At 66.6% G+C, this 23,961-nt stretch carries 23 protein-coding genes and 1 pseudogene; 12 read left to right on the top strand and 12 right to left on the bottom strand.

The features are described from left to right. Positions 1-93: 93 nt before the first annotated feature. Entirely contained in the window at positions 94-1,668 is a 1,575-nt protein-coding gene (locus ACFQO7_RS31140) for a restriction endonuclease (RefSeq protein WP_376809731.1), read from the bottom strand. A 357-nt stretch (positions 1,669-2,025) separates the two neighbouring features. Between ACFQO7_RS31140 and ACFQO7_RS31135 the strand changes: the two are divergent. Both ACFQO7_RS31135 and ACFQO7_RS31130 read left to right on the top strand, forming a co-directional pair. Further along, positions 2,026-3,027: pseudogene (locus ACFQO7_RS31135) on the top strand (recombinase family protein); the annotation flags it as partial. A 16-nt stretch (positions 3,028-3,043) separates the two neighbouring features. Next, positions 3,044-3,499, top strand: coding sequence for a recombinase zinc ribbon domain-containing protein (locus ACFQO7_RS31130; protein WP_376809745.1), 456 nt, complete (start codon positions 3,044-3,046; stop codon positions 3,497-3,499). A gap of 149 nt (positions 3,500-3,648) precedes the next feature. On the opposite strand, the gene ACFQO7_RS31125 is transcribed toward ACFQO7_RS31130, so the two are convergent. Both ACFQO7_RS31125 and ACFQO7_RS31120 read right to left on the bottom strand, forming a co-directional pair. Next, entirely contained in the window at positions 3,649-4,164 is a 516-nt protein-coding gene (locus ACFQO7_RS31125; RefSeq protein WP_376809730.1) for a PIN domain-containing protein, read from the bottom strand. Then, positions 4,161-4,628 (bottom strand): helix-turn-helix domain-containing protein, encoded by a 468-nt coding sequence (locus ACFQO7_RS31120; protein WP_376809729.1) that lies wholly within the window; start codon positions 4,626-4,628, stop codon positions 4,161-4,163. The genes ACFQO7_RS31125 and ACFQO7_RS31120 overlap by 4 nt, the downstream gene beginning before the upstream one ends. 105 nt (positions 4,629-4,733) lie before the next feature. On the opposite strand from ACFQO7_RS31120, the gene ACFQO7_RS31115 reads away from it, so the two are divergent. Continuing rightward, entirely contained in the window at positions 4,734-4,874 is a 141-nt protein-coding gene (locus tag ACFQO7_RS31115) for a hypothetical protein (RefSeq protein WP_376809728.1), read from the top strand. Between the two features lie 51 nt (positions 4,875-4,925). Then, a complete protein-coding gene (locus tag ACFQO7_RS31110; RefSeq protein ID WP_376809727.1) occupies positions 4,926-5,534 on the top strand; it encodes a DUF7711 family protein in 609 nt (202 codons plus the stop codon). 20 nt (positions 5,535-5,554) lie between these two features. Here ACFQO7_RS31110 and ACFQO7_RS31105 read toward each other — a convergent pair whose 3' ends face one another. Further along, on the bottom strand, positions 5,555-6,121 hold the full coding sequence (locus ACFQO7_RS31105; protein WP_376809726.1) for a DUF6933 domain-containing protein: 567 nt from the start codon (positions 6,119-6,121) through the stop codon (positions 5,555-5,557). Positions 6,122-6,332: 211 nt separating this feature from the next. Between ACFQO7_RS31105 and ACFQO7_RS31100 the strand changes: the two genes are divergently transcribed. After that, entirely contained in the window at positions 6,333-7,070 is a 738-nt protein-coding gene (locus ACFQO7_RS31100; RefSeq protein WP_376809725.1) for a recombinase family protein, read from the top strand. On the opposite strand, the gene ACFQO7_RS31095 is transcribed toward ACFQO7_RS31100, so the two are convergent. Continuing rightward, a complete protein-coding gene (locus tag ACFQO7_RS31095; protein WP_376809724.1) occupies positions 7,049-8,707 on the bottom strand; it encodes a protein kinase domain-containing protein in 1,659 nt (552 codons plus the stop codon). The two genes, ACFQO7_RS31100 and ACFQO7_RS31095, sit on opposite strands and share 22 nt — an antisense overlap. 1,174 nt (positions 8,708-9,881) lie before the next feature. Between ACFQO7_RS31095 and ACFQO7_RS31090 the strand changes: the two genes are divergently transcribed. The 4 genes from ACFQO7_RS31090 to ACFQO7_RS31075 all read left to right on the top strand — a co-directional run bounded on the left by ACFQO7_RS31090 (position 9,882) and on the right by ACFQO7_RS31075 (position 11,927). Beyond that, positions 9,882-10,169 carry a DUF427 domain-containing protein gene (locus ACFQO7_RS31090; protein ID WP_376809723.1) on the top strand — a complete coding sequence of 96 codons (288 nt, stop codon included), beginning with the start codon at positions 9,882-9,884 and terminating at the stop codon, positions 10,167-10,169. A gap of 51 nt (positions 10,170-10,220) precedes the next feature. Continuing rightward, positions 10,221-10,766: a DJ-1/PfpI family protein gene (locus ACFQO7_RS31085; protein WP_376809722.1), complete on the top strand. Its 546-nt coding sequence runs from the start codon at positions 10,221-10,223 to the stop codon at positions 10,764-10,766. Positions 10,767-11,008: 242 nt separating this feature from the next. After that, positions 11,009-11,710: a hypothetical protein gene (locus tag ACFQO7_RS31080; RefSeq protein ID WP_376809721.1), complete on the top strand. Its 702-nt coding sequence runs from the start codon at positions 11,009-11,011 to the stop codon at positions 11,708-11,710. Further along, positions 11,628-11,927 (top strand): fluoride efflux transporter FluC, encoded by a 300-nt coding sequence (locus tag ACFQO7_RS31075; protein ID WP_376809720.1) that lies wholly within the window; start codon positions 11,628-11,630, stop codon positions 11,925-11,927. Before ACFQO7_RS31080 ends, ACFQO7_RS31075 begins: the two co-directional genes overlap by 83 nt. A 75-nt stretch (positions 11,928-12,002) precedes the next feature. On the opposite strand, the gene ACFQO7_RS31070 is transcribed toward ACFQO7_RS31075, so the two are convergent. The 3 genes from ACFQO7_RS31070 to ACFQO7_RS31060 all read right to left on the bottom strand — a co-directional run bounded on the left by ACFQO7_RS31070 (position 12,003) and on the right by ACFQO7_RS31060 (position 15,380). Further along, the gene (locus ACFQO7_RS31070) at positions 12,003-13,451 is read right to left on the bottom strand and encodes an aldehyde dehydrogenase (protein WP_376809719.1); all 1,449 of its coding nucleotides are present in this window, start codon (positions 13,449-13,451) and stop codon (positions 12,003-12,005) included. A 93-nt stretch (positions 13,452-13,544) separates the two neighbouring features. Continuing rightward, positions 13,545-14,417, bottom strand: a complete 873-nt coding sequence (locus tag ACFQO7_RS31065; protein WP_376809718.1) for an SDR family NAD(P)-dependent oxidoreductase — start codon at positions 14,415-14,417, stop codon at positions 13,545-13,547. 123 nt (positions 14,418-14,540) lie between these two features. Further along, positions 14,541-15,380 carry an SDR family NAD(P)-dependent oxidoreductase gene (locus tag ACFQO7_RS31060; protein ID WP_376809717.1) on the bottom strand — a complete coding sequence of 280 codons (840 nt, stop codon included), beginning with the start codon at positions 15,378-15,380 and terminating at the stop codon, positions 14,541-14,543. A gap of 164 nt (positions 15,381-15,544) precedes the next feature. Here ACFQO7_RS31060 and ACFQO7_RS31055 point away from each other — a divergent pair, with 164 nt between their 5' ends. The 3 genes from ACFQO7_RS31055 (at position 15,545) to ACFQO7_RS31045 (ending at position 18,614) form a co-directional block, all read left to right on the top strand. After that, complete coding sequence (locus ACFQO7_RS31055; protein WP_376809716.1) at positions 15,545-16,090, top strand: TetR/AcrR family transcriptional regulator; 546 nt, start codon at positions 15,545-15,547, stop codon at positions 16,088-16,090. Positions 16,091-16,257: 167 nt separating this feature from the next. Continuing rightward, on the top strand, positions 16,258-16,755 hold the full coding sequence (locus ACFQO7_RS31050) for a recombinase zinc ribbon domain-containing protein (RefSeq protein ID WP_376809715.1): 498 nt from the start codon (positions 16,258-16,260) through the stop codon (positions 16,753-16,755). Between the two features lie 980 nt (positions 16,756-17,735). Beyond that, the gene (locus ACFQO7_RS31045; protein ID WP_376809714.1) at positions 17,736-18,614 is read left to right on the top strand and encodes a PIN domain-containing protein; all 879 of its coding nucleotides are present in this window, start codon (positions 17,736-17,738) and stop codon (positions 18,612-18,614) included. 251 nt (positions 18,615-18,865) lie between these two features. Here the strand turns inward: ACFQO7_RS31045 and ACFQO7_RS31040 are convergent, their stop codons facing one another. The 4 genes from ACFQO7_RS31040 to ACFQO7_RS31025 form a co-directional block, all read right to left on the bottom strand. After that, positions 18,866-19,675, bottom strand: a complete 810-nt coding sequence (locus tag ACFQO7_RS31040) for a hypothetical protein (protein ID WP_376809713.1) — start codon at positions 19,673-19,675, stop codon at positions 18,866-18,868. Next, positions 19,672-20,892 (bottom strand): hypothetical protein, encoded by a 1,221-nt coding sequence (locus tag ACFQO7_RS31035; RefSeq protein WP_376809712.1) that lies wholly within the window; start codon positions 20,890-20,892, stop codon positions 19,672-19,674. The genes ACFQO7_RS31040 and ACFQO7_RS31035 overlap by 4 nt, the downstream gene beginning before the upstream one ends. 77 nt (positions 20,893-20,969) lie before the next feature. Next, the gene (locus ACFQO7_RS31030; protein ID WP_376809711.1) at positions 20,970-22,946 is read right to left on the bottom strand and encodes a hypothetical protein; all 1,977 of its coding nucleotides are present in this window, start codon (positions 22,944-22,946) and stop codon (positions 20,970-20,972) included. Next, a complete protein-coding gene (locus tag ACFQO7_RS31025) occupies positions 22,943-23,626 on the bottom strand; it encodes a hypothetical protein (protein WP_376809710.1) in 684 nt (227 codons plus the stop codon). The genes ACFQO7_RS31030 and ACFQO7_RS31025 overlap by 4 nt, the downstream gene beginning before the upstream one ends. Between the last annotated feature and the right edge of the window lie 335 nt (positions 23,627-23,961).

The raw sequence follows: 23,961 nt of genomic DNA, 5'->3' as shown, positions 1-23,961 counted from the left end.
GCCGCACACTACTCGATCAACGGTCAGCGCCCCGACGCGATATCGCTGCTGGCGGCAACTACGAGTGCGCCCGGCGGACGAGCGGCCGGGGGCTCATGATGGCCCGGTGCTGGCGGTCTTCGGCCGCTTTATGCCGATCAGCACGTCCTTGCCTAGGTGTTCCTTGATGAGGTGCACCAGCCGCGGACCGTCGACCAGTTCGATGCGTCCGTGCTCACGGGCCTTCTGCCACCCCCCAGCGGTGAACCACGATGTTGTCACCAGGACGCCGTGTCCGGCCTTTTTCTCCTCCATCGCCCCGGCCAGCTCGCGGATGTGGTTCACGCCAACGACGTCCTTGTACCGCTTCGCTTGAACGATGGTGAGACCGCCGACGAACGGCGTGGGATTGAAGACCACGCCGTCAACGCCGTCGTCCTTGCTTGGCGTCGTCGTCCAACCCTGCATGCCCATCGCCTCGAAAACCTGGCGTACCAGGTGTTCGAATTCACCGGCACTCAGTTGCATCAGGTCGGGTCGCGAGTCGAGCATCGCTACGGCGTCCATGCCCTCGACAAACGCATACTTGCTGCGCTCGAAGTCCAGGATCGGGGTGATCCCCTTGAGCTCGTACGGGTGCTGCGAGACCAGCGCATTCAAGTGCCGCAGGCAGTCCTCCGGATTGACCTGGCGCAGGTTCAACGAGCTGAATCGATCCCTGTCCACGGTCAGGCTGATGAGGCATGGATACACGCTCTGCCCCGTGGCGGGATCAACGGTGTCCACGTGTCCGTTAAAGCCGACCTCCCGCAGCATCTGGTCGGCGTCGAACAGGTCGCGGGTCACCAACAACGCGACCTGCGCGATCGTGGCACGGTAGAGCTCGGCAACTTCCTTCGCCGGCCGCGGTGCCGGTCTGATCTCGTCCTTCGACTGGATGTAGCTGTAGCCCTTGACTACGGGAACGACGTCACGACTCGGCAACTGCAGCTTGACCACAACCTGCTCGGCGTGCGGGCTGTAGATCACTTCGCTGCGGCGCGTGAACGCGGCTGGCAGGGGCATGCGGCGCAGCACTGTCTGCAGGTACTTTTCCACCGCGTCTTTGCGCCTGCTCCGAACGCCCGACGCCAATTCATCGATCGTCCTGTTGTGAGCGTCTGCCGCCTGTTGCTTGGTGGCCAGCAAACCGAGGTGCTCCCGCCTCAGCGCCGCGAGCTGTTCGAGCCGGACATGCTCGCTCTGCTCCCATGACCGCTGGGCTGCCTCGTACTGCCGCTTTGCAGCGAGCTCCCGCTGTTCCTGCCTCGTACGGCCTTCGAGAACTGACTTGATCATTCCTGGACGCGAAGGTGCAAACATCTCCCATGACGGACGCTGCGCCGGCACACCGACTGCGCCCGGCGCGAACGGCGGGTTCTCAGGCGCCTTCTTCAGAGACACGAGATCGACGCGCGCTGAACGCCGCAGACCGACTTCCAGCAGACTCTGCAGGGAAAGCACCCGCTGCTGGACTTCATGGGTCTTGTTGTCCGCCTCGCGGCCTCTGCTCGCAAGGTAATTCTCCCGCTCCGCGCGCTGCGTCGCCTTGGCCGCGTTCTCTGCCGCTCGCTGCTGCCGGGCGGCCTCCTTGGCTTGAGCCTGTTGCCGGCGGTGGTACTCGGCGGCACTTGGCGATCTCTTCGCCATCTACTCCCCCAGACGGACCACCAGGCAAATGGACGGGCCCAGTCATGCTACTGAATGCGAGGGCCTCAGTCGAGAGATCCGTAACGGAGACATGACGATGAGTGACTATGGGATGAACCCGTCCAATCTCGCTCCACCAGCCACGGAAACGTCGTCCCCGGCTCACGTGGCGCACCGTTCCAGCAGGTCAGCGGTGATGGTGAATCCTCGGTGTCGCTGACATGTGAGCGCGACACCAACCGACATCGACAGGAATTCGATCAGGTCCGCGACCCTTCTGGGGGATTGCCTCTAATCGAGCCAATTGATGATTATTTGCTCAATGTAGCGCGAAGCTCTCCCGAAGGGAGCCGCCGCATGGCTGACTCGGTTCAGCCCGGTGGACCAGATCTGCTGGGCTGGTGGATCCGTCAAGCGCACGGTGCAGCCCGGGCGCCGCGCATGAACCGTCGCTCGTCACCTTCGGCCGGCGAACTCCGGTTCGTGTTCTACGGCCGGATCTCCACCACTGGCTTCCAGGACTGGATATCGTCCGCCCGGTGGCAGCGCGACTTCGCCGCGGATCTGATCGAGGGGCGCGGCACGATCGTTGCCGAGTTCTGCGACGTCGGCTGCTCGCGCCGCCTGGAATGGAGCGAACGGCCGCAAGCTGCGCTGCTGCTGGAAGCCATCGCTGACCCGCAACGGCCGTTCGACGCCATCGTGGTCGGCGAGTTCGAGCGAGCCCTCTATGGTGACCAGTTCCTACGCTTGGCGCCGTTGTTCGATCGCTACGGAGTGCAGGTGTGGCTACCGGAGCTCGACAGGCCGGTCGACGTCGACAACGAGCTGCACCTGTCGTTGCTGATGCTGCTGGGCGTGCACTCGCGGCGGGAGGTGCTGCGCTCCCGCTTCCGGGCCAAGGCGGCCATGCAGGCACAGGTCGCGTTGCAGGGCCGACATGTGGGAGGCCGCCCACCTTACGGGTATCAGCTCGTGGATGCCGGCCCCCGCCCGAACGCGAGGCATGCCCGATGGGGTCGCCGTGCGCACCGGCTGGAGCCGGATCCGGTCACCGCGCCGCATGTGCAGTGGATCTTCGTGCAGCGCTTATCGGGCCGTAGTGTCGCCGGCATCGCCCGGGAACTCAATGAGCTGGGCGTTCGGTGTCCGTCTGGTGTCGACCCGGTCCGTAACCCGCACCGCAGTGGCGCGGCCTGGACCCTACGGACCGTGGCGGCGATCCTGGCCAACCCGCGCTATACCGGTCGGCAGGCATGGAACCGGCAGCGCACCGACTATGCTCCGCTGTCGGGAGCCGATGATGTGCTCGGCCGGTCAGAGGCCCGTCGCTGGAACGCGATCCAGCAGTGGGTGATCTCCGAAGACGTCGCGCATCCACCGCTGGTCAGCGAACAGGACTTCGTCGCCGCCCAGCAGGTCAACGCGGTTCCGGAGGGCGCACCCACAGACTCGCTACTCGCTGACCGGCCTGATCAGATGCCACCTGTGTGGCCGGGTCCTGGACGGGCACCGGGTGCATGGCCGGGCCGCGTACCGGTGCCGACATGGTCGACGCAGCAGCAGCCAAGCCGACTCGGGCCTGCCACGCAATGTCTACGTGCACGAGCGCAAAGCCGTCACGGAGGTGGCGGCCCAGCTCGGCCTGCCCGACGATCCCAACACCGTATCCGCCTACCTGCGGGCGCATCAGTTTGTGATCATGTGCGGACTCGGCGGTACCGTCACGATCGAAGACGCGAATCCCCCAGTCGTCCCGACCGCTGCGAACATCCCACACCAGCGCCGAGCAGCAGAAACCCCCACCGAGGCAACCTCGCGTGGGGGTTAACGTGTCCGAGGGGCGAGTTGAACCCTACGTACATGATCAGCATTGCGGCTGAGCTGCGGTTATCCTGAAACGGCGGACCGCAGGCATGCCTGTTGATGATCAACCAGGCTCGCGTTACACGGCGTCGCGCACCCGGTGAGCGAAGCGGGTCACGTTGCATCCGGCGAGGCCGTCGAGAACGTCTTCCACCGTGAACTTGGTGTGCCCGTGTCGCCCGTCGCGTCGGCCTGCTGGTGCAGGATCTGCACGATGCGGCGGGGCGACAGGTCCAGGAGGTCGCACAGGAAGTCGTCGGGGTGCTGTGCTTCGATCGCGTGCGGGTCGAGTGCGTGGACCGGGAAATCGCGCAGATTCGCGGTCACGACGAAGTCCGCGCGGGCTGCCACGGCCGCTGCCAGCACGTGCCGGTCCTTGGGGTGGTTGGTCATCTGGTCCACGAGGTCCTGATGCCCGTCGACCTCCGCCTCGGGGAAGAACGCGCGCATCGCCTGGATCCGCCGGTCCGCAGCGGCCGCGCTGACCGACTGCGGCAGGTTGCGCCGCACCTCGTCCAGGATCTCAGCGGACCACAGGGGCCGGTAGTGCTCGTCTTCCGCGCATCGCAGCAGCGTGTCGGCGAGGACGCTGGGCACCAGCACGCAGGCGTCGAGAACTGCGCTGATCATGCTGCGGCGTCGTCGCTGCCGCGAGCCTTGCCGATCGCCTGGTCGTATACACCCATGTCCACGGCTTCGGCGGTCATCTCGTCGAGCGCTTCGCGCCTTTGGCGGGACCGCTGCTCCTTGTATGCCAGGACGTCGTGTAGTGCGATGCGCCGGCTGGAGTTGGGACGGCTGAACGGCAGGACGCCGTCCTCCATCAGCTTGACCACCGTCGGCCGGCTCACGCCGAGCAGCTGCGCCGCCTCACCCGTGGTCAGCTGGGTGTTCTGCGGCACGACGAGCACGGGCCTGCCCTCGCCCAGGATCGCCACGACCTCAGCGAGCGCCTCACCGACCGCCTGCGGCATGTCGACCGGCGCCTCATCGTCGACGACCAAGCGCAGACGGCGGCCGCGAAGCGCGCGGCGCGCGAAACGACGCAGTTCCGCTGCATCCGGCACAGCCCCACCCATGGGTACTACGGTCACGACGGCCTCCTCCGTCAACCAGCTTACCGCGTTAAAGCGAAAAAAACGCAAGGCGGTCGTCGGGCGATTTCGTGGTGCGGCCGTCGGTCCCACACCGTCCGGATGGTGTGGCGGTTCGCTGTGCCGGTCATGCTGCAATGGCTGGGCATCGACGACGGTCGTGACTTCGACCCGGCCCGGTTCGACGTGGACGAGGCCGACCGGCGACTCGACGCGACGGTGCGCGACCTGTCGAGCGCCGCCTGAGATGCCCGCCCGGCCGGGCCTCCCGCTCGCGTCGCGCGGCACAATGCAATGATGCGGCACGAGACTGCGGTGCGCCGGCTGCGCACCATCACCGACCGGTGCGAGCAGGCCAGCGGCCTGTGGGACGAGCGGTTCATCCTCGGCGCGTACGCTTTCGGCACCGTCCTGAACTCCCGCTCCGATCTGGACGTCGTGCAGGTTGCGTTCGTGCTCGACCTGCCGCCGGACGACCTGACCTGGCAGGCGCTGCCCCCGTCGTGCGTGGGCCTGGCCCGCCTCCTCGACCTCGACAAGACGCCGGTCGAGTGGCACCTGAGGCCGTCCGTGTGGCCGGTGTCCAACCACGTCATCCGCCGGCCGTTGCGTATCTGGTCCGCCGACGGACCGGATGTCGCCGCCCTGGACGCGCTCGGCCGCGGCGACGCTGAGCCGCTGCGCCTGCCGGAGCCCGACGATGCCACAGCCCGCGAGCAGCTGGCCGCCGAGTTGGCGGCGAGCCTCGCCCACCTGCACCGGGTGGAGCAACGCTACTGGGAGCCCGACTGGCGCAGAGAGCACCGCGGCTCAGGACTGCATCCAGAGGACCATCTCTGGCGGGCGGTCCACGGTCACCTCGACCTGCTGGCCGCCGACCGGGAGCTGCGCGGCCACGCCGCCTGACGCACGGAAGCCGCCAGCCGTCAAGCGGTTGCAGCACTCAGGACGGCCGCCAGTTCACGGTCGGGACTGATGTTGCGGCCGTATAGCGGACTGCACGGCGTCGTCGCCAGCCGTAACGCCAGGCCCAGCAGGTCAGGATGCGGCTCCGCACGGTAGATCTCGGCCAGCCGAGCAAACTCGACCATGACACCCACGACGCTGCGATTCACGGTCACACCGAGCCGACAGTCCCGCATCCGGCCTACTTCCGCATCAACGAACGCCTGCGGCGCTCGGTGCGCGCGCAGGACGGTGGCGACCTCATCGGCAACCCGTACCGGGAGCGTGGCAGCGGGTGCCAGCGGCATCAGGACCGGCAGCAGCGTCGACTCGTTGACCAGCGGCACAACCCGGGGGCGCCAAAACAGCGCCGTGGCGTACCACTGACCCAGCAACGTGCTGCCACGCTCACCGTCACCGGCGGATGGACGGCCGACGAGCTTGAGCAACTTCGCTGTCGCGCGCACAATGAGCACCCAGCCATTCTCCTCCAACTCGGTGAACCGGACGGCCAGCAGCGGCCCGCCAACCTGCAAGTCGCCAAGCACTGTCAGAAGACGGGTTCACGCCCCGAATCCGACCACACCAACCCCGATGGCAGCTCTCGGCCGTCACGTCGTCGCCTGGATCGCAGGTCAAGCCGTCGGCGAAGGGCACAAGCAGGGCACTCCAGCGAGTGAACTGGCAGCCTTTGCGGTCATCGCCCGCATGCCGTGCGGTCTACCTCCCAGAAGTACAGACGACTGTAGGGCGGTCCGGATGGCAGGCAACGAAACTCTCCAGCAGGAAGCACTCGGCACGTGGGTTCGTACCCATGGCGAGCGCCTCCCTCGTCAGCGCGGCCACCGTCAGGGCGTCCCTGTCCGGCGACGGTTCGCGTTCTACGGGCGGATCTCCACCGACGGCTACCAGGCTCCGGACTCGTCGCACGAATGGCAGAGACGCGCGGCGGTGGAGTTCCTCGCCGACCGCGGGGTGATCGTCGCCGAGTACTTCGACATAGGCCACTCGCGGCTGGAAGAGTGGCCCGACCGACCACAGGCCGCCGCGCTGCTGGCAGCAGTCGTCGACCCGCATCGCGGGTTCGAGGCGATCGTGGTCGGCGAGTATGAGCGCGCCTTCTGCGGCAGCCAGCTGCTGCGGCTCATGCCGCTGCTCGAACGGCACGGCGTGCAGCTGTGGCTACCCGAACTCGACGGCCCGTTCCGCACCACTGACGTCGAGCATCGCGCCACCATCCGGGCACTGGGCGCGTACTCCTGCCGGGAAATCCTGCGGGCGCGGTTCCGCACCAGCTCGGCGATGCACGCCCAGGCCCGCCTACAAGGCCGAAACCTCGGCGGCCGACCGCCATGCGGCTACGGGCTCGTCGACGCCGGACCAGACCCCAACGTCGTGCACGCCGAGTGGGATTCCGCATCGGTTGACAACCCGGCCAGGACTATAGATCACCCGCATTCGATGACCTCTGATGGTCAGCGGACCTCGAGTTCGTAGAGCGAGTATCCGTACTGGCTGTTGCGCGCTGTGCCGACCATTCGCACATACCGGGCAGTCCTACCTCCGACTGGGATGGTGACGGTGCCACCGCTGCCCCGGTCGGTCGAGTAGGCGGTAGACCACATCGAGCCGTCGCGCGACAACTCCACTCGGTACGCCGTGGCGTGCGCGGCCTCCCAGCTCAGCCGGACTTCGGTCACCGTCCAGTAGCCGCCGAGATCGATCGAGATCCACTGCGGGTCCGTCCCGAACGCGCTGCCCCACCGGGACAGGGGGTCTCCGTCGACGGCGAAGGCAGCCGCCCAGGGTTCGCTCTCGATGCTGGACGCCTGCGCTGGACGCCTCAGCGCGAGGTTGCGGCGCGTCGGGTTCGGCTGGCCGTCTGCGGCAGGCGATGCCGGTTCACCCGACGCAACTGGGCTTCGATCGACCACTGAAAGGCTCGGTGCCGGCCGGGCCGCCGAGGGCGTCACCCGGCTGGTGGGCCCGGCGGCGGGTGTCGGTGTGCTGCCCGAGGTGGCGGTGGCTTGCGGCGTCGTGGCAGCTGCCGTGCCCGCCGACGGCGTGTCATGGGTGCCCGCCTCGCTCGGCGACAGCGCCGACCCGATGCCCACGCCGAGCGCGACCAGTACGGTGGCTGCGCCGGTGAGCAGCGGCGTGCGCCTGCGGCGTCGATGCACGGCGATCCGGGCTCCGGGCGGTTCGGTCGTGGCGGTGGGCGAGACCGGGCTGGTCCCTTCGCTCAGGCCAGGTGTGGTGTCGCGGGTAGCGGGGACCGGCGTGGGCGGTGCGGCGAGTCCGGTCCTGGTCCGCGCAGACCTTGCCAGCGCGGGCAGGGCGGACCGAGCGGGCGGGCCGTCTGGCCGGGTGCCGGCGTTCATGCTGTTGAGCGCGCGGCGTAGCAGCGCTGATGCCTGTGCCTGGTTGATGCGTTCGGCAGGGTTGCTGCGCAATAGGCCGTCCAGGGCGGGAGCCAGTGCGCCGGCTTGCACGGGTCGCGGTGGTGGCTGGCTCGTCAGCGCGGCGATCGCCGCGGCGGGCGTGGGGCCGTCGTACACCGGTCGTCCTTCAACCGCGGTGTACAGCGTCGCGCCGAGCGCCCACAGGTCTGCGGCCTGGTCTCCCCCATTGCCGTCGACGTGTTCGGGCACGAGGCCGAAGTCGGTGAGCAGCACCCTGCCGTCGGCGGCGACGAGCACGTTGGAAGGTTTGACGTCACGGTGTGTGATGCCGACCCGGTGGGCCGCGGACAGCGCGCCCAGCAGGGCCAGGCCGATGGCAGCAGCCTCCTGCGGCGGCATCGGTCCGGCGTCGGCGAGCACCTCGTGCAGCGACTGCGCCGGCACGAGTTCCATGACGATCCAGGGTCTGCTGTCGGCGGTCAGGACGTCGAGTACGCGGATGACGTTCGGGTGGTCGAGCTGTGCGACTGACCGTGTCTCCCGCAGGATACGTTCGCAGGACGCGGCCTGTTCTTCGCCCCTGGGGTCCGACGGCGCCGAAAGTTCTTTGACCGCGACGAAACGCTGCAGCTGCTCGTCCCTGGCACGCCAGACGCGTCCCTGACGGCCCTGGCCGATGACTTCGAGAAGCCGGTAGCGGTCGGCGAGCAGTTTTGGTAATGAGTCGGGCACCAGACGGAGCTTACCGGCAGGCTTTGCTCGTACATGCGCTGTTCTTGGCGATGTCGCTCATTTGTGGACATGATCACATCGTGCGTCAACCGTGGCGGAACGCGGGAGGAACAGCGTTTCAGCGGGCCTACTGTGGACCCGGAACCGGCGACCGCAGCGCGGCGAAACGTCAAGTGGCACAGCCGCAGACGGCGGGCACGCCACTTCGTCGGGACTGGTGTGTGGCACCTGCGCCGTGTGGCCAATACGATCTGGCGGGCGCTCGGGCAACGATCAACGGAAGAATTTTCGATGAGGCGAAAGGACCCCCGGGTCTGGATGGTCGGCGCGGCGGCCAGCACGGTTGCGGGAATCGCTGTGCTGGCCGTACTCGTGAAGACCGACGGCGAGCAGCCGACCACCCCGCCGGGGCTGGCCGCCGCTGTGCCGGTGAGCGGCGTGCCGGCGGTGGCCGTCGCCCCGTCACCGGTCTTGCAGACGCCTTCCGCGCGCGTCACTGCCGTCGCGTCGCTGCGGCCGTCGGGCACACCGAGCCCGCGTCCCGCGGCTTCCGCCCGGCTCGCCGCCAGGGCCGGGCTTGCCGGCCCGAAACTCAAGGACGTCGCGATGCAGTTGGTGTCCAGTGCGACCTGCTGGAGTTCCCGCCGCTGGATCCCGAGGCCGACGATGCCGGCGAAGTCCTCGCCGAGGTCGATGGCGCCGTCGAAGCCCTCGCCCCCGCCGAGCGGGCCACGGACGCTGTCCGGGAGCGGTGGGCGAACTTCGGCGTCGCCGCTGAGGACTACTTCGATTACGTGCGGTCCGGTCGGCTGCCTGATCCGCTCACCAGGAGGCCGCGACCGACGTGGTGCGCACGCTCCTTGCCACCGGTGGCGGCGACGAGCGAACGGTCTGCTGGTGGTTGGACGGCCTCGCGCGTCGTACCGGGCCCGTGCTCACCCGGTCGTAGCAACTGATCTTGTGTGTCGTTGGTCCTCTCGGCGAGGGATCGTCGAGAGGACGGTGGAGTGTGGCTGACCGGCAGCCGTTGCGCGACAGGTGAGGCTGGGCAGGTGGCTGGCGGCTTGTGCCGCCAGCCACCTGCGACGTCGTTCCCAGCCTCGACGTCGTCAGACGGCGTCTGCGCTCATGTCTGCCACCTACGCCGGTTCGAGAACTTGGCGGTGAAATGCGTGTGCAAGTCGTCGTCCATGGCCATGTACTGGCCGACAGCCAGGACGCGCTGCTCGCCGATGGCATCCGCTACTTCCCGGCTGAGGCGGTGGCCTGGCACCACCTGCGGCCAAGCGGTCGGCGCAGCGTCTGCCCTTACAAAGGCGTCGCTGAGTACTACACGGCGGACGTCGGCGTGCAGCTATGCCGCGATGCAGCCTGGGTGTACCGGTGGACGTGGCCCTGGTCCGACCGGCTTCGGCACCGGGTGGCGTTCTGCCCCGACCTCGTCGTCGAGTCCGCATCATGACCAGCCCAATGACGCCGTCGAAGAAGAACCTGTTGGAGGAGGTGACCGGCAGTGAGCGGTGAACCCGCGGTGGCGTTCCTGGTGAGCCGGGAAGGCATCGAACAAGTAGAGCTGACCGAGCCCTGGCGGGCGGTCGAGCAGGTCGGCGCGACCCCGCGGCTGCTGTCGCCCGAGCCTGGCAAAGTCCAGGCCTACCGACACCTCGAGCCGGCCGACACGTTCGCCGTCGATGAGGTCGCCGACGACGCCGATCCAGCCGCGTTCGCGGCACTAGTACTGCCCGGTGGGGTCGCCAACGGCGACCTGCTGCGCTGGCAGGAACCGGCCCGCGAGTTCGTCCGCGGCTTCCTGGCCACCGGCGGACCGGTCGCGGTCATCTGCCACGGCGGCTGGATCCTCATCGACGTAAACGCGGTCTCCGGACGCACGATCACCTCGTGGCCCAGCATGGCCGCCGACTTCCGCAACGCTGGAGCCGAATGGACCGACCAGGAACTGGCCGTGTGCACCAACGGCCTGTTCCCACTCATCAGCAGCCGCAAGCCCGACGACCTGCCCGCCTTCTGCACCCAACTCGTCGCTTCACTACCACGTTGACGCGCCAACAAAAGCCGATCATGCAGCGAGGCTGGACGAGCAGGGACCAGCCCAGCCAGCAAGACTCGTGCTGACGCGCCAGCGGCGAGCTGACGCAGGCGTCGGCCCTGGCCAGCTGCAGTGTGCCGCTACCACCGGCACCCCGCACGTACACCATCCAGCCCACACGTAGCAGCGCGGGCTCACGCTGCTGTCCAGCAGTACGCCGTCGGTCACATCGTCATCGCTGCGGTATCCCAACGTTGAACATGTACGGCGCTCATCACGCCTGCTGCCGAGCGATAGGGCCACTTCTCATGATCACCTCTGATATCAGCGCCCAGGCGACCGCGTTTCTGGCCGAGCACACGGCTACATTTCACGCTGCGGTTGCCGACGCGACCGCGGCTGCTGGCGCAGGGCGGCTTCGGGAGGTGTCGCTGGCCGCCGAGCGGCTGCGTGACGGCGGCCAGTACCTGTTCATGGCAGTCCTGGAGGACGCGCTGGCCGCGGGGATGGACTGGTGGGCACTGGGCGACATGGTCTCACTGCACCCGCAGGCAGCGTGGGAGCAGTACGGCAAGAACCGCACGGCGCCTGCCGCCGCCCCTGCGCGTCAGCGTCCGCACCTGGCGATCAAGCTGACCGCCGGCCTTTCCGGAGTCCACGAGCACTCCGCAGAATACGGCCCTGACATCGCCGACCTGGGCACGCCGTGCAGCTTCGCGTTCGACCCGACCGTTGACCGGATCCGCCGGGCCGCCCAGACGTTGGGCGAAGACGTGTGGATCGCGGTGAACCTGCCCGACCGTGCCCGTCCGGCGGCCGAGCCGATCGACGGCGTCGATGCGGTCAAGCAGTGGATCTCGGTGCTGACCGACGATGACGACGTGGCCTGGCTGCGCGAAGTCCTGGACGTATACGCCGTGCAGTATGACAGCGACGAAGATCTACCCGTCGGCTGACCCCGGTAACCGATCCGGTTCATCAGGAGCCAGCCCGCGGCAGCGGCACCGGGTTTGCGGGGCGCTCACCACATACTCGACGTTCAGTTACGAGACTGTGCGGCTCATCCAGGACGGCTTCCGCCGGCTGGCACTGCTCAACGTCGTCGGCAGCGTCGCCACGGGCCTCGCCGGCGGAATGCTGGGCTTCGTGCTGGCCCGTACCCTCTTCGGTTGACCCGTGGCCCACCGTTGGCGGCCAGGTCGACACGGGCCTGAAACACCAGACGTGTCCCAGGCCCTGCCGACCGTGTCAGCGCTGCCGGGTGACCGTCTTGTGCTCGACGTATCCCGTCAGGCCGACCGCGCCGTACTCACGGCCCAGGCCGCTGGCCTTGTAGCCGCCAAACGGTCCGTCGAAGCTCATGGGCGAGCCGTTGAGGGTGACAGTGCCCGTGCGCAACCTGCGGGCGACGCTCATGGCTCGATCGGCGTCGGCTGACCAGACACCTCCCGACAGACCGTAGTCGCTGTCGTTGGCGATGTTCACGGCGTCGTCCTCGTCGTCGTAGGCGATCACGACCAGAACCGGGCCGAAGATCTCCTCCCGCGCGATACGCATGCCATTGTCGACGTCGGCGAACACGGTGGGTGTGACGTAGTTGCCGCTTTCCAGGCCCGGCGGCACCTCGGGGCCGCCGGTCACCAGCCGGGCGCCTTCCTCAATGCCCAGCTTGATGTAATCGATCACACGCTGCTGCTGGTCCCGGCGGATCATAGGGCCGATGAACGTATCCGGCGCCGACGGGTCGCCGACCCGCAGCGACTCCACCATCTCCTTGAGCGCCGCGACGACCTCGTCATAGTGGCTGCGCGGTGCCAGGATCCGGGTCTGCAGGATGCAGGCCTCACCGTTGTTGCCCAGCGCGCCGAAACGTAGCCCCTGCATCACGTCCGCCAGGTCCGCGTCATCCAGGATGATCGCGGCGGACTTTCCGCCCAGCTCCAGGCTGACCCGCTTGAGCCGCTCACCGGCGATCGAAGCGATGCGGCGACCCGCCCGAGTCGAGCCCGTGAACGAAATCTTGTCGACGTCCGGATGCGAGACCAGGTACTCGCTGGTCTCCCGGTCCGCCGGCAGGACGCTGAGCACCCCGTCGGGAAGACCGGCCTCGTGGAAGAGGTCCGCCAGCAGCGCCATGCTCAGGGAGTTCTCCGGGGATACCTTCAGCACCACCGTGTTGCCCGCAAGCAGGGCGGGGGCCAGCTTGGCCATCGCCGCGGAGAACGGCGAGTTCCACGGGATGACCGCGGCGACCACACCGATCGGCTCACGCCTGACGATGGTGTCGAAGGCGACCGACTCATCCGACGGGTCGACGACCGTCTCCCAGCCGAACTCCTCGGCGGCCTTGAGGTAGGCGTTGGCCTGCCGGGTCAGGAACGGCTGACCGGCCCTGGTGAACCAGCCCGCCGATCCGTTCTCGGCGGAGATCGCCGCGGCGACCTCGTCGGCGCGGGCCTCGCGCAGTTTGTTGAACCGCCGGATCACTTCCTGGCGCTGCCCGGGGTCGGTGCGCGGCCACGGACCGCTGTCGAACGCCAGGCGGGCGGCGGCAACGGCCGCGTCCACGTCGGCGTCGGCCGCCTGGGCTGCCAGGCCCAGCACGGACTGGTCGTGCGGCGAGCGGATCTCCAACAGGTCGACGTTGCTGGGCGTTACCCAGGCACCGCCGATGTACAGCTTGTCACGAACGATCATCAGGGGCTTCCTTCTTGCATGATTTGACGGCAGGTGCGCAGCAGGCGCACCGCCAGCGGAGCGGAGAGGGTCAGAGGAGAGGGCCCAGAAAGGTCAGGGACGTACCAGCCGCGCGACCGGGGTGTGGGCGAAGTCGCCGAGTCCGTCAAGGTCCGTGGACAGACTCACGTCACGCCATACGGCGTCTTCGGCCGCGCGGGCGTGGGCGATCAGCGGTGCGAGCCAGGCTGCGTCGGACCCCAGGAGCAGGCGCACGGGAGGGTTCGGTTCCGTGACGACCCGCAGGATCACCTGCGCCATCTTCAGCGGGTCACCGCGCTGTACGTCCGGGTTTTCGTTGTAGGTCCGGACGAAGGTCCCAACCGTGGTGTCGTACTCGTCGTGTAGCTCTGGCATGGGTATCGGTGTGGCCGCCCACGGCGTGCGGATGCCGCCTGGCTCGACCAGCGTGGCCCGGACGCCGAGAGGCTGGACTTCTCGAGCGAGGATCTCGGTGAAGCCGCCCAGCGCCCACTTGGCGGACTGGTACGCCGCGAGCCCTGGCTGGGCGCGCCGGCCACCGATCGTCGAGACGTTCACGATGTGGCCGGAGCGCTGCGCGCGCATCACGGACAGCGCGGCCCGCACCATGTTGACCACACCGAAGAAGTTGACGTCCATACTGGCGCGGAACGCCTCGTCGGGCATGTCCTCGATCGATCCGACAGGCCGCCGGCCCACACTATTGATCAGGACATCCAGGCCGCCGAACTCGTCGACTGCCCACTGCACCGCCGCTCGGGCGGAATCACCCGAGGTCACGTCGAGCGCGCGCACTCGCAATCGGGCATCGTGCCCGGAAGACATGGCCACAACCGGAGGTTCCAGATCGGCCGCCAGCACGTTGTGTCCGGCGGCCAGAGCGGCCGCGACCAACTGCTGACCCAAACCACCAGCAGCTCCGGCTATCAATAGGGTCTTCGTCATCGGTCACTCACACTCCATCCGGGTCGGCTCTGCGGCCGCTGCCGGCTGCGTCGCGGTCCTTGCGAGCACGCGACGCGGCCCAGCCTGCGGAGCCGGACCGGCCGCGACGGCGGACGGGCACGTTCAGGCCCCGGCCGGATGGTCCGTGGACCGGCTGACCGCAGCCCACTTCGTGGCCTCAGCGATCCGCGCCTGCTCGGCGTTCAGGGCGATCTCCAGAGCGTCGCTGCCCAGCAACAGTCGGCGCGGAGGCTCGGGCTCGCCGACAACGTCGATGATGGCTTTGGCCATGCGTGCGGGGTCGCCGGGCTCGTTGCCGCTGTAGGCGGCGAAGCGCTCGAGCCACAGCCCGACGGTCGGGGCGTAGTCGGGATTCATGCTCCCGGAGGCGCTCGCAGCACCAGCGGCCCAGCCCGTGCGGATGCCCCCGGGTTCGACAATGATCACCTTGATCCCCAGCGGGGCAACCTCGCTTGCCAGCGCCTCGGAGAAGCCCTCGACGCCGAACTTGGCCGTCTGGTAGGCGCTGAGTCCGGGTGTGCCGCCGACCCGGCCTCCGATGGATGAGACCTGCACGATGTGGCCGGAGCGCTGACGGCGCAGGACGGGCAGCGCCGCCCGCGTCACGTTGATCACCCCGTACAGATTTGCATCGATCTGTGCCCGGAACTCGTCCTCCGGGAAGTCCTCAACCGAGTTGCTGGTCGCGTAGCCGGCGTTGTTGACCACCACGTCGAGCGCGCCGAACCGATCGACCACCGCTGCGACCGCTTCCCGGGCCGAGGCGGGCGACGTCACGTCCAACTGCAGGGCCTGAAGCCTGTCGGGAAAGGCCTGCTGCAGTTCATCCAGTGTCTGCGGCTGCCGGGATGCCACTGCTACGCGGTCGCCCGCGTTCAGCGCTGCCACCGCCAAGGCCTTGCCCAGACCCTGCGAACCACCGGTGATAAGCCACGTTTTCATACCACTTCTCCGATTTTTGTGATCGCTCCCCGAGTCCGATCTTGAAGGGGTCACCGGGAAGCAGGACTTAAATGCAACACCAACGTAGCACTTCTGGCCTAAGGTGCAGCGTGATTGACGTCATCAAGGGCTTGAGTGCCACCTGGTGGTAGCATCTGCGCATCATGAGAGCCGATGCCGCCCGCAATCTCGCCGTGGTGCTGCGCACCGGCGCCCGACTACTGGCCCAGGACCCTAGGACCTCGCTGGCCGCCATCGCGACTGCGGCAGACGTGGACCGCACCACGCTGCATCGCCATTTCGCTACACGCAAGGCCCTACTCAGCGCAGTCTTCCAGGCGAAACTCGACTCGTCAGAGAAAGTCCTCGACGAAGCCCGGCTGACAGCGGCACCCGTGGCGGTCGCACTGCACCGCTACGTGGAAGGCATCATCCCGGTCAGCCGCGAATGGCCGGTCGACACACGGCACATGATGCAGCAGGACCCGGCCGCCAGCGTCAGGCGTGACCAGCTCAGCGCACGGGTGGACGCGTTCGTCCAGCGCGCGGCCGACGAAGGTCATCTGCGGAGCGACATCCCGCTGTCCTGGGCGAGAGCAGTGCTTGATCAACTGGTGGACACCGGCGCTCACCGGTTTCCGGAGATCGACGCCGCTCAGGCGGCGGACCTGGTCGTCGACACCTTCCTCAACGGGCTCGGCAACCGCTGAGTGCCCGACTGGTGATCTCGATCCGGCCGCGATCGACGCGATCTCCTCGCTACCGGCGGCGTCCGGCATCCGTGGAAGGTGCGAGCACGGATGCCCGATCGGAGTAGTCATCATCTGCCGTCGCGAACCGCTACGTGCTCGCACCTTCACCTGCGCAGGCGACAACCGTGCAGAACATCAGCGCCAAGTGCCTGCCAGTCGACGGCATCAAGCGCACGTACCCGCTGGCGGGGCTGCTGCGATGCGCCTTCTGCGGTCGCAGCATGGAATCCCAGTTCAGCCATAACAACGTCGCCTACCGCTGCCGCCACGGCCACACCAGCGCCCAGACTACCGCCATGCGCCAGGCCAGGAACCTCTACCTGCGTGAGGACGTCATCCTCGGCCGGATCTTCGCCCAGCTGAAAACCATCACCAGCCGGGATCCCCGCATCGTGGAAGAGATCACGAAGCTCCAGCAGAACCGGAACGTCCCCGACCTGACCAGGTTCCTGGGCACCTACGGCATCACGGTCGAATGCCGTGCGACGTGCATCTCGCTCGAACCCGATCAAGAGAAGTCGATCACCGCTAGAGCGCTCGCCAACGGCTCAAGACGAGGGTCGGGGATCCCCCGACAACGGACCCAGCAGCAGAAACACAAGCGAGGCATCGTCAATGACTGATGCCTCGCGGGGACTTGCGTGTCCGAGGGGGGACTTGAACCCCCACAGAAAGCACCCGTGCGTAGCACGGGTGTTCATGTGCCAGACGCTACCTCAAGATCGCCACAGGCGTCAACTTACGTGACCGCTGTTCCCCCTGAGGTGCACAGACGGTAGCACGGGACCCAGCTCTGGTTCACCCCTAGGGTCCAAGTACCGGATATCTTATTTGATCTTCGGTCGACGCAGCCTCGGAAGCCTGGGCAGCTCTTGATCACGGCGGCACGGCCGCGACGCTAGGTTCGCACATCACGCCGCGTTACCGGCCAACGCCCCTTCACGGACCTCCGCGACACGGGAAGGCGCCGTCGGATGCTGAATGCATCTCCGCCTCGATCTGAGACCTGCAGTGACACCCCGCCTGCCGGACCGCGGCGATCGAGCATCCCAGCCTCGGCGCATGGCCGGCTGCCGAACTCGCAACCTCCCGTGTCCGCCCATCAGGCCGATCAACTGCGTCCAAGCACGGCCGTCGCGACCACGTCAACTACCGCGAGAACACGCGAACACGACGAACAGGTCCAGCGATATCGGTGAAGATGCTCGGCGTCAGCAACCAGGTAACGCTGATGGTCTAGGTGTTCAGTGGACAAGCGGTCCAGCGCGCTCCAGAACGGCGGTAATGCGAAACGTTCCGCAGTGATCGTGACATGCGGAGCATGAGCATCTGCGGGCTGGAGGTCGTCGGGCCGACTCACAGCAACATTGTCTCGCTGGGCGCTGCGGTCGTGATGCCACTCGCCGACTCGGCCCTGAGCCCTGCGCGATCTTGTTGGCTGGCCCAGGCGGGTGCCCGTCACATTTGGCCACTTCGCCGGATGGGTGTGCGTGGTCGCCACCATACGCATTCGGAGCCACTAGGTCGTCAGCCGCGTGGCCTCGGGTTGGCCCGGGACACAAATCAAACGGCATAGCCTAACTAGAGGTGCAATCATCGACCGGTGCTTGTTACGCCGACACGGAACGTCGATAGGCTTCGGCTGCGAAAAGAGTTTGACCTGCTGGAGATCGCAGTGTCGAACTTGCGTGGAACGCCCGGCCCCGGCCACCTGCGCCTTACGGCCTACCTGCAATGGGTAGCCACCACCGCCCGGCAGCTACGCCCCATCATCCGAACGGATGATATCGACCGACTCCTGTTCACCCAGCACTACAAGGCTCTGCTGGAGCTGGCCGGCACCAAGGTGCCGCTGACCGAACAAGGAATCGTGAACGATCTTCTGGCGCTGGAACTCGACGCCCTGGAAACCTCGATCCGGAACGCGGCCGATGCGGTCGCCCGACTGATCGAACGCTGGCTCGATCCGGCAGTATTCATCGCCTGCGACGCTAATTTTTTCCTGCATCACGGCAGAGAACTAGGGTTCATAAACTTCCATGACATGATCAAGGAAGCTGGCGGATACACCGACCTAGTCGGCAATCAGAACAGGGTAAACCTTCTCGTGCCAAGCAGAGTGATCTATGAGCTGGATAAGGGCAAGACGCACAGCAACAAAGAAGTGCGGAAAAAGGCTCGTCGCGCCCTGATTACCATCGATGACTGGTTTGAGGATCCACAGAAGGTCCACTGGGAAGAGCCGCGCAAGACTACATCACCCTGGCCCGACGTCTTCTCTGCCGAGCTTCTGCTCGACCCTATTGGCCACCTACCGATGCCCAGCCCCGACGACGAGATCATTGATCGGATACTGGCGGTCGAACCATTCGCAGCTCGACGCGTCACGCTTATCACGTACGACACCAACATGGCGACCCGGGCACGTGCCACAGGACTCAAGGTCATCAAGCTAAAGCACTTACCAGAGGACGCCGCCTAAGTGCCGGGTCAAAGGAAACACACGCGATGATGTCGTCCGAGTGGCCCGTCCACCGAGCGTCAGAGCTCGGCGATGGGCTGCTGAGTGGGTCGGCTCGCCCTATATGACAACCGTGCGCCAACACTCGGGCGCCAACTTCGCGGCCAACCTTGCACGTGGCTGCCGCGTCCCGGCCAGCTGGCCGGGACGCGGTGACTCGCTGACGGCCGCTCACTTCTCGGGCTGAGCAGCAGCGACCGCGACCTGGCTGGCTAGACCGAGTACTGCCGTGGTGTTGGGCGGTTGCCCGGCACGACACCTACGACGATGAACCGGTCGACTGCAGAACCGGAGGGCCGGTGGGTCGCTACCCACGCCAGTTCTGATAGATGTTTGACGCCGTCCGGCTTGGGCGTGAGATCCAGGACGACCAATTGGCCGAGCTGGGCGTTCGTGCCCGAGTACTCGGCGGCTTGCGTAAGGTACGACGCCTCCAGCGCGGCTCTGGAGGAGTCGGAGGTCTCTCGTTTGACTTCGAGGAAGAAGCGGACCGTGCCGAACCCTACCTGGATATCGACTCGGCCGGTTGCGACGTTGGGGACCTCGACTTGGATGCGGCCACCCAGTTTGCCTCGGCGCAGCCAGTCAGCGTAGTCGCTTTGCAGTTTCGCTTCGCCGGGCGGTGTCCCGGTGAACGTCCTCAGATACCCGAGGGAACCGCTTCTCTGAAGGTCGTGGCGCGCCTCGAGGAAGGTGACCAGTTCCCAGGTGAGCGCGTCGAAGTATGCTCGCACTTCCCCGCTGTAGGCTTCGCACCCCTCAAGGCCTGATCGGATGGCGCCGAACAGCTCGCTGACTACAGGGGTGGAGGCGCTCTCGATCAAGAACCGGTGCGCGAGGCCCTCCACGAGATCGAGGTTGGGTGCGTCGAGCGACTTCGCCAGGCCCATGGCCTTCTGCTCGCCGAGCAAACGAAGTGTTGCAGGAGCTCTGGTTATGAGCCGGGCGCGGGCCAGTGAATCGGCCTCCGAGCTGTCGCCAGGTTCGCGGCCGGCTTGGGAACTTCCAGGCTTGATGATCATCGCCTGGACTCGGTGTTGAGTGCCTTCAGCTGTGCGGCAGGTATCAGGGGCTCATCGGCATCGCGGGCCGACTCGAAGGCGCGGTTCAGTGTGGCGATGAACGCCTGCTGGGTGACGATCCGTTCCTCGACGACTGGCTGGATCAGGACGTCGAATCCCGATGCCTCCGACAAGCCCGGGACCGGCACATATCCTCGGTCCAGGCGCCATGCCCGCAGAACCGCGTCAAGTGCGGGCCATGCGTCCAGCCACGCGGTCTCGCTCAGGTACTCGTCTGCAGAATGAAGAATGATCAAAAGGCTGCCCCAGGCCCGTTCTGCGTCACGCCGCGGCCGTCGCCAAGCCGGCTGGTAGAAACCGCTCAGCCAGGCCTCTCTGCGGTTGAGGAGCCGGGCGATCTCTTCGCGGGAGGCCGCCAACAGGCCGCTGTCTGCTCGGGTGAAGGCGAGCACGGCATCGATTCCGGCGGCATACAGTGCGGCATCGTCACGAGCCTCTTCAGCGGCCGCTGCGTTGCCCATCTGCTCACGCGCGCTCAGCAGCAACTCGAAGGCTGAGGCGTCGTGTGCGGCTGCGGTCTGCCGCAGCAGGTCCAAGCCGTGCTCGAAGGTCGCGTCTGCTGCGGCATCGGGCAGGTGCTTGAGGCTGATGAGCGATTGCCGGATCGTCTGACTGATCGACGGGTCGTCGGCCCAGCGGTCAAGTGCAGCACCCAGCAGGCGAGGGAGTCGTTCTGCGTAGTCGGAGTCGAGATCTTCTGCGTCGTTGAACTCCAGCGCGCCGAGCACTTTCAGGGGTCGGGCCTGGCTGGCCATCGCCAGTCGGAGCGCGCCCTCGATGTGCCCGGCAGCGATCAACGGGCGGGTCGTCAGGCTGTTGGCATGCCCGGCGAGCATCGCGTCACACAGCTGCTGTCCGAACAGCTTGACGAAGTGGCCGCTGTCTAGGAGGGCGTCGGTGGCCTCCATCAGTGCGAGCAGGCTCGACTGCTGGGTGATGCCGGCCAGTACCGATCGAAGCAGGTCCGGCTCTAGGCTGCCAGTCGTTTCGACTGTCTGAACGCTCGCCCGACATGCGAACGGGGCGAGGGGCCCCGAGGCCGCGGCCAGCAGTTCGCTGGCGTCATCGGGTAGCTGGAGGTCGGCTAGAAGCTCGTGTAGTGGGGGTATGGAGTCGGAGCTGGCGGCATCGGCGAGCCGCTGCTCCAACGCGTTCACTGGGTCCCCTTCCGAGCCGCTTTCCAGCGTTCAGACGAATTGTACCGATTCTGTGGTAGCCAATGCCGACGCGAAGATCACCACAATGGGCCGCCCGGTTCTGCGGGCGCGAAGATCTTGTCATCATCGAGGACGCGCCGCACCAGCGGTTCGTCCACAGTTGTCACCAAGATCTGCAAGCCCGGGGTCTCCTGGGTGAGCTCACTGAGCGCCGAGAACAGCGCGCTCGCATCGATGTCCTGGACTTCCTCCGCTTTGGGACTGTCGATCATGAGCAGTCCGGGGTGGGTGGCGATACCGAACTTGTTGCCGACTCGCAGTAGTGCGATGGCGACGGCGATGCGAAGGCGTAGCCGCTCCCCCGGGCTTTGGTATTTGAAGTACTCCGGCGGGCCGCCCGGCTTGATGATCTTCAGCCTCGCCCCGCGGTCGATCTTCACCTCGCTGAGATCCTTGATGCCGAAGCGCTTGGCAAGATCGAGGATCTCCGCGTTGAGGGCTTCGAACAGGCTCCGTGATGCCTCGACTCCATCGGCTTCGAGGATCTTTGCTGCCGAATCAAGGACCGCATCGATGTCGTCGCGCGGTGAGTCCGCGACCAGGGTCGGCAGCGTCAGCGCGCTGAGGAACCCTTCGAGGCGCGCGATCTCCGCCGTGAGTGTGGCGCGTTCGCTGGACTGAAGCGCCTTCTCCGCGGCCCCCAGCTGCAGCTCGGCCGACCGCAAGTCCTCGCCGGTCTGGGTCACCGCGCGCTCGGCTTCGGTAAGCAGTCGCCTTGCAGCCCTCTCCGCCTTCCTGCTCGCCTCGGTGCGTTCTGATGCCTCGGCGAGCACTTGGCGGCGCAGGTCCTCATCGTCGGCGTCGACCGCGACCGGGGTGGTGCAGACGGAGCAATGGCTGTCGTTCTTCTCTGCCGCTTTGCGCTCACGTGTTACGGGTGCCTCGCAGCGAGGACAAGCCTGCGGGTCAAGGGCGTGGAACAGGGCGCGTGCGGCGGCGCTTTCACGCAGGTTGTTGACCTGGCGTTCGTCGTCTTGGCGCTGGTCGTGCGCGGCGTCGAACGTGCGCTGCGCATCGCGTTTGCGGGCCTCTGCCTGCACCAACTGAGCGCTGAGCTGCTGCACGCGTTCGGCGACTTTCGAAGCCGGCTCAGGATTGTCGTCGGCGAGTTCAGCCAGTCGGAGCTGTCGCTGCTCAAGGACCTCGGCAGCCTCGGTGCGCTGCGAAATCTGCAGAGCTATCAGCCGGACGGCGTCGTCGCTGTCGGCCCGCGCCGAGGCTCGGCGCGAATCGCGGATTGCTTTGACCTTGGTCAGCTGGGCAGCGCTTGGCAGGTCCAGGAAGACTTGAAGCAGACGGCCGGGCAGCCCTCCCATCATCACCTCGCCGAGCAGGGCTCGATCACCGCCTGCGGGCAGGTAGATGGCGCCGAAGTAGGCTGGCCACCCGTGGCGCGCCTTGCCGTCTGCCGACTGACTTGAGGCACTTTCGATGCGATCCAGGTTGAGCAGGTCCAGCATGAGCGCAGACACACCGTCGGCGTACGCCTCTTCATCGGAGACGGACAAGATCTCGCTCACCCCGGGTGCGCCGGGTCCCCCGCGCAGCGATTCAGCTGAAGGCCCCGTCAGCACCCGTCCACGGACAAGCTGGCCTTCGGACAACTCCAGCCGATATCCCAGATGACGTCCAGCGACGTACGCGTCGCATTCGACCTGGCTCAGCCACGAACGGATGATCGCCTGAAGATCGCCACGGCGACTACCGCGGACGCACCAGGTGATCAGCTCCAGAAGGCTCGACTTTCCCTTGAAATTGTCCGCGACGAATGCCGTCGTTCCCGTGCTGAAGGCGAACTCCTGGTCGAACGGTCCGATCGGATCGACACTCCGCTCTCCTACAAGCCGCACCCTGTCAAGGCGCAACGGGCGAGGTAGAGCCGCCGCCGTGACCAGCGGGATCTCGAACTTCTGAAGCACGCCCAAGACCGTCTTACGTTCAAGGCGGGCATCCAGCGCGACCCGGTCAGCGAGGTCGCCCGAGCTGTCACTCATGACCCCTCCGAGACGTGTCCGGCAAGACCACCCCGAAGACTCCGAAGGCGTGATCTTGTCTGGCCGGCGACACTGCCGATCTGCTCGCCGATCGGCGTATTGCGATACTCGTCGTTGAGATACTGGCGCTGCTTCAGTTGAGTCCCACCATGCCCTTCGGTAAGAGCGGCCACCAGCTTCACCCGATCTGCGTAATAGGCGAAGACCGGCTCGGCGGCAACTACGCGCTCTGCGACGTCTTTGCCTTTTTGCGTCAGATAGAAGTTGTGCTGCGTGACCCGCGATGTTGTGCCCTGCTTTCGCCTGACGACCAGGCCCGCGGACCTCAGCACACTCAGCGCCTCGTCCAAGGGCTCCCAGGCGCCGAACAGAAAGCGCATCATCGGGTAGCGCCTTACCTCAGGCTCCTCCGACTCCAAGATCTCTTGAGCGAGCTCCAGCAGATATGGCTCGCCGCTAACCTCGAAGTCATCGAGCAAGGTCGCTGCCAAGTAGTCCGGATTGCGAACCCAGAAGTCGAGCTTCTGCAGTTTGACCTGGGTCTCGACGACGGCAATCGCGTCAGCTAGCGCCGGATCCTCGGACACGGGGCCCGGGAGCGGGGTGGCGGCAGCCGAGATGATCAACAGGATGCGAACGGCATCCTGTTCACGGCTAGTTCTGTCACCCGAAGTGGACACCACGGCATTCTAGGCTGGCACTGCCGAAGATCACTACGTTCTGATCTCCTTCGACTACTGACCGACACCCCAGGACGCTGGGGCGTCCGCGTTGTCCGACCCCACTTGCCGCACCGCCGCCGGCGGGCTCCAACTTCTCCTCGCCACCTCGGCTGGCGCTTGCCTGTGCGTCCAAGTCAAACCCGACGCTCCACGAGCGACAACCTGCACCTCGTCAGGTAGGTGAGGTATTGCCTCATCTATCACCGGCCACTCGGATCACAGGGACCGACGCAGGAAAGCCGGTCAGGCCTCGGCCGCCATGACCGCGCACCCGCCGGCGACGAGGTCCGGTC

It is taken from the genome of Catellatospora aurea (genome assembly GCF_042663325.1).
GTDB lineage: Bacteria > Actinomycetota > Actinomycetes > Mycobacteriales > Micromonosporaceae > Catellatospora > Catellatospora aurea.
This window is presented reverse-complemented; position numbering and strand designations above follow the sequence as displayed.

Coding starts and splice junctions, on each gene's coding strand:
- ACFQO7_RS31070 (WP_376809719.1), bottom strand. CDS start 13,451: ATGATCGTTCGTGACAAGCTGTACATCGGCGGTGCCTGGGTAACGCCC.
- ACFQO7_RS31110 (WP_376809727.1), top strand. CDS start 4,926: ATGCGGCACGAGACTGCGGTGCGCCGGCTGCGCACCATCACCGACCGG.
- ACFQO7_RS31030 (WP_376809711.1), bottom strand. CDS start 22,946: ATGAGTGACAGCTCGGGCGACCTCGCTGACCGGGTCGCGCTGGATGCC.
- ACFQO7_RS31075 (WP_376809720.1), top strand. CDS start 11,628: ATGACGACGTGGCCTGGCTGCGCGAAGTCCTGGACGTATACGCCGTGC.
- ACFQO7_RS31055 (WP_376809716.1), top strand. CDS start 15,545: ATGAGAGCCGATGCCGCCCGCAATCTCGCCGTGGTGCTGCGCACCGGC.
- ACFQO7_RS31140 (WP_376809731.1), bottom strand. CDS start 1,668: ATGGCGAAGAGATCGCCAAGTGCCGCCGAGTACCACCGCCGGCAACAG.
- ACFQO7_RS31060 (WP_376809717.1), bottom strand. CDS start 15,380: ATGAAAACGTGGCTTATCACCGGTGGTTCGCAGGGTCTGGGCAAGGCC.
- ACFQO7_RS31040 (WP_376809713.1), bottom strand. CDS start 19,675: ATGATCATCAAGCCTGGAAGTTCCCAAGCCGGCCGCGAACCTGGCGAC.
- ACFQO7_RS31100 (WP_376809725.1), top strand. CDS start 6,333: ATGGCAGGCAACGAAACTCTCCAGCAGGAAGCACTCGGCACGTGGGTT.
- ACFQO7_RS31125 (WP_376809730.1), bottom strand. CDS start 4,164: ATGATCAGCGCAGTTCTCGACGCCTGCGTGCTGGTGCCCAGCGTCCTC.
- ACFQO7_RS31065 (WP_376809718.1), bottom strand. CDS start 14,417: ATGACGAAGACCCTATTGATAGCCGGAGCTGCTGGTGGTTTGGGTCAG.